Genomic DNA, 4,874 nt, shown 5'->3' with positions numbered 1-4,874 from the left:
AATATTGGGGAACGGGGTCTAAGCGTATGCGGCGTTGACTTTATAAAACATTCATAATGCAATAAATCGACCAATCCACTCGTTTTATATTTTAATAGGTCAGAATTGTATCCAAAGAGTTCGGGGATTTTTAAGAGAATGTTTGGATTTAACCTTATGTAAATATTTAGAGAGGATTTCAGAGAATGTTTCGAGCTTTCATTCAGTCATTATGGAACCCCATGATTCCTTCATTCAATCTCAAAACAGGCTGGAAAGACCTCTAAAGATTTCATAAGGTTAAATTCAAATATTCTCTAAGTTTAATTTGATTAAGAACATAGTCAATAATAGTCTGTCTCTTTGACACGATTCCCCATCCTTAAACGCGCATATTATACATCTAAAACTTTATTAAACCATCCTTAGAGATTATGAGAATGTCTACTTTGTGTCTAATGCCACTGGCACTTGTTTTACCGGCTTGTGCAGGGCATCAAGATGCCAGTCAGAGTAGTGATTTGACACAGTATGTCAATACCCTTATCGGCACTGACTTCACCGGGAATACTTATCCCGGCGCACAAACGCCTTTTGGCATGGTTCAGCTTAGTCCTGACAATGGTATCCCGGGATGGGACCGTATTGCCGGATATTTCTATCCCGACTCTACTATAACGGGATTCAGCCACACACACCTGTCGGGCACCGGCGCCGGCGACCTATATGATATATCATTCCTTCCGGTCATGCTTCCGGTGCGTGAGTCGGAGGCTCCGCTCGGCATACATTCCCGATTTTCCCACGACGACGAGACAGCAACCGCCGGATATTATCAGGTACGTCTTACTGACTATGACATAAATGTAGAACTGACTGCAACCGAACGTTGCGGCATACAGCGCTACACATTCCCGGAAGGCAATGGGGCTGTCATACTCAATCTTGCCAAAGCCATGAACTGGGACGCAACACAGGACAGCCATATTTCTGTCGTTGACTCTGTAACAATCGAAGGGTATCGATTCTCCGACGGATGGGCCCGCGACCAGCGTCTATGGTTCAGATCAAGATTCTCACAGCCGTGGGATTCTGTTCGTATAGACCGCACTCCAATCATAAAGGACGGGAAGACTATAGGTAGCGGCGATGTAGCCTGGTTCTATTTCTCGACCAAGGCCGGGGAACAGATTTCTGTCAGCACCTCCTTATCCTGCACCGGAGCTGAAGGAGCTGCACTCAATCTCTCCACAGAAGTTCCTGACGACAATTTTGAAAAATACCGCGAAAATGCCCGTAATACATGGAATTCGGCGCTGTCAAAAATTACAGTTGACGGAAGCGATGATGACAAAGTCAAATTCTATACCGCGCTTTACCACTCAATGCTCGCCCCGACTGTCTATGGCGATGTAGATGGAGCATATCGCGGACCCGACAAAGTAAACCACAAAGCTGAGGGGTGGACCAACTACGGCACTTTCTCACTGTGGGACACTTTCAGGGCATCACATCCTCTGATGACTTATCTACAGCCGGCTCGCGCTCATGATTTTGTAAAATCACTTGTAGAATTCGGCGAACAGAACAGCCGACTCCCTGTATGGAATTTCCAGGGCTCCGAGACTGACATGATGATTGGATATCATGCAGTTCCTGTGATTGTAGATGCATATATGAAAGGTCTTATCGACAATGACTACGCAGAAAAAGCCCTTGATGCATGTATCGCTACAGCCAACATTGATTCATACCGTCAGATAGGCGACTACAAGCGACTTGGCTACGTGCCCAGTCCCGGCCATAAAGTGGGCGAAGAGAATTGGTCGCTTTCGAAGACACTTGAATATGCATTCGATGATTATTGTATAGCCGTTATGGCTGAAAAGATGGGGCGCAAGGATGTCGCCGACGAGTTCTACCGTCGCTCCGGCAATTATGTGAATGTATATAATCCCGCTACATCTTTCATGCAGTCGCGCGATTCCAAAGGGCAGTTTTCTGACAGCTTCAATCCCGATGACTACACCGAAGATATCTGCGAGAGCAACGGCTGGCAGTATTTCTGGTCGGTACAGCATGACATTGACGGTCTTATTGACCTTGTCGGTGGAAAAGACCGCTTTAAAGAAAAACTCGACAGCATGATGACCTACAATCCATCGCCCAATGACTCACTCCCGATATTCAGCACCGGCATGATCGGGCAATATGCCCATGGGAATGAGCCCAGTCATCATGTAGTCTATCTGTACAACAATGTCGGACGTCCTGATTTAACACAGAAGTACGCTTCTGAGATAATGGAGCAGCTTTACAATACCACTCCTGCCGGTCTGTGCGGTAATGAGGATTGCGGACAGATGTCGGCATGGTTTGTATTCTCGGCAATGGGCTTCTATCCGGTCAATCCCGTAGCCGGAACATATGAATTGGGAACTCCGCTCTTTAAAAAGATGCAGTTGCATCTTGACAACGGCAAGACATTTACCGTCAACGCTCCTGATGTCAGCAAAGAAAACATATATATCCGCTCGGTAAAAGTAGATGGCAAACCTTATGACAAGACTTTCATCACTCACGAGCAGATAATGTCGGGAGCTACTGTTGACATTGAGATGTCAGCTACTCCAGCGGTATTCTCCGGCAATAAATAATTTTGCACTACATTTATTACAGAAAGCAATTATCACCTCAAATCTGATGAATAGAATCAAACTTTTTGCCATGGCTGCTACAATTTCCTGTACAGCACTGGCTAATGACGACCTCACTCAGTATGTCAATACACTGATGGGCACACAGTCGAGCTTTGAACTCTCGACCGGAAATACATATCCGGCAGTTGCTATGCCCTGGGGCATGAACTTCTGGACTCCCCAGACAGGCAAGATGGGAGATGGATGGGCCTACACATATGATGCTCATAAAATCCGCGGTATAAAGCAGACCCATCAGCCAAGCCCTTGGATCAACGACTACGGACAGTTCTCGATGATGGCGACAGTCGGCACACCTGTATTTGATGAAGAAAAGCGAGCAAGCTGGTTCTCTCACAAGGGAGAAACTGCACTCCCACATTACTATAAGGTGTATCTGGCCGACCACGATGTAGTGGCCGAAGTGACACCGACAGAGCGTGCGGCGATGTTCCGTTTCACATTCCCCGCCACCGATAGCGCCAATGTTATTATAGATGCCTTCGACCGTGGTTCTGAAATCTCCGTTGATCCATCACAACGTCGCGTCACCGGATATACCACACGCAATAGCGGAGGTGTACCTGATAATTTCCGCAACTATTTTGTAGTTGAGTTCGACCGGCCTTTCGAATATTTCTATACAGTAACCGACAGTGTACTTGCAAAAGGTGCTAAAAGCGCCAATGGCAATCATACCGGCGCTATCGTTGGCTTCAAGACCTCAAAAGGAGAAACTGTGAATGCTCGCGTGGCTTCATCATTCATATCGCCCGAACAGGCCTTGATGAACCTTAATGAGCTTGGGAAAGACAGCTTCGATGTGCTTGTGGCCAAAGGCAAAGACCGATGGAATACAGAACTCGGCAAAATACTTGTCGAAGACGGAAAAGAAACCGACCTGCGCACATTCTACTCTTGTCTTTACCGTTGCCTCCTTTTCCCACGTAAATTTTACGAACTCGACGCATCAGGCAAGCCCGTACATTACAGTCCTCACACCGGCGAGGTAAAGGATGGATACCTATATACCGACACCGGTTTATGGGATACATTCCGCGCACTATTCCCGCTGCTGAATCTTTTCTATCCGGAAGTCAATGCTGAAATCCAGGAAGGAATGCTCAATCATTATCGCGAAAGCGGCTTCTTCCCTGAATGGGCAAGTCCCGGTCACCGTGACTGTATGGTCGGAAATAATTCAGCATCTGTACTTGCTGATGCCTATCTGAGTGGAGTGAAAGTCGGTGACACAGTCACTTTGTGGGAAGGTATTGTAAAAGGTACTGAAAATGTACACCCCACTGTATCGTCAAGCGGTCGTCGTGGTCACGAGTATTACAACCGACTCGGATATGTGCCCTACGACGTCAACATCAACGAAAATGTTGCCCGCACTCTCGAATATGCCTATGATGACTGGTGCATCTATCAGCTTGCAAAAGCTATCGGCCGTCCGAAAAAAGAGCAGCAGCTGTATGCCAAGCGTGCTATGAACTACCGTAATGTTTTCGACAAAGAGAGCAATCTTATGCGTGGTCGCAATGCCGATGGCACATTCCAGACCCCATTCTCTCCCCTCAAGTGGGGCGATGCATTCACCGAAGGCAACAGCTGGCACTACACATGGTCGGTATTCCACGATGTCGACGGGCTGATAGGACTGATGGGCGGACGCAAGAAATTCGTAGAGATGCTCGACTCTGTATTCAATGTAGCTCCATTATATGACGACAGCTATTATGGATTCCCGATTCATGAAATCCGCGAGATGACAGTAATGAACATGGGCAACTATGCTCACGGCAACCAGCCTATACAGCATATGATTTACCTCTATAACTATGCCGGAGAACCCTGGAAAGCAGAAAAGCGCCTGCGTGAGGTAATGAATCGCATGTACACACCGACTCCCGACGGTTATTGTGGCGACGAAGACAATGGCCAGACCTCCGCATGGTACGTATTTTCAGCTCTCGGTTTCTATCCTGTAACTCCCGGTACAGGAGAGTATGTGCTCGGTACCCCTCTGTTCGGAAAGGCCACTCTCACAATGCCCGGTGGCAAAAAGACTGTAATCGAATCTTCACCTGAAGAATGGTACGTAGAATCTGTAGAACTCAACGGCAAGCCCTACTCTCCTACTTTCCTGCGCCAAGATGACCTACATAATGGCTCTACCAACAAGATTAAGAA

General features: G+C 47.2%; 2 protein-coding genes. Both read left to right on the top strand.

Features of this window, described 5'->3' with window-relative positions:
- The first annotated feature begins 413 nt into the window (after nucleotides 1-413).
- Complete coding sequence (locus K2I50_RS08720; RefSeq protein ID WP_301025932.1) at nucleotides 414-2,636, top strand: GH92 family glycosyl hydrolase; 2,223 nt, start codon at nucleotides 414-416, stop codon at nucleotides 2,634-2,636.
- A 70-nt stretch (nucleotides 2,637-2,706) separates the two neighbouring features.
- The coding region (locus tag K2I50_RS08715) for a GH92 family glycosyl hydrolase (protein WP_301025933.1) at nucleotides 2,707-4,874 on the top strand (2,168 nt) is incomplete at its 3' end.

The sequence above is a fragment of the Muribaculum sp. genome, from assembly GCF_029051885.1.
Taxonomy (GTDB): Bacteria; Bacteroidota; Bacteroidia; order Bacteroidales; family Muribaculaceae; genus Muribaculum.
This window is presented reverse-complemented; position numbering and strand designations above follow the sequence as displayed.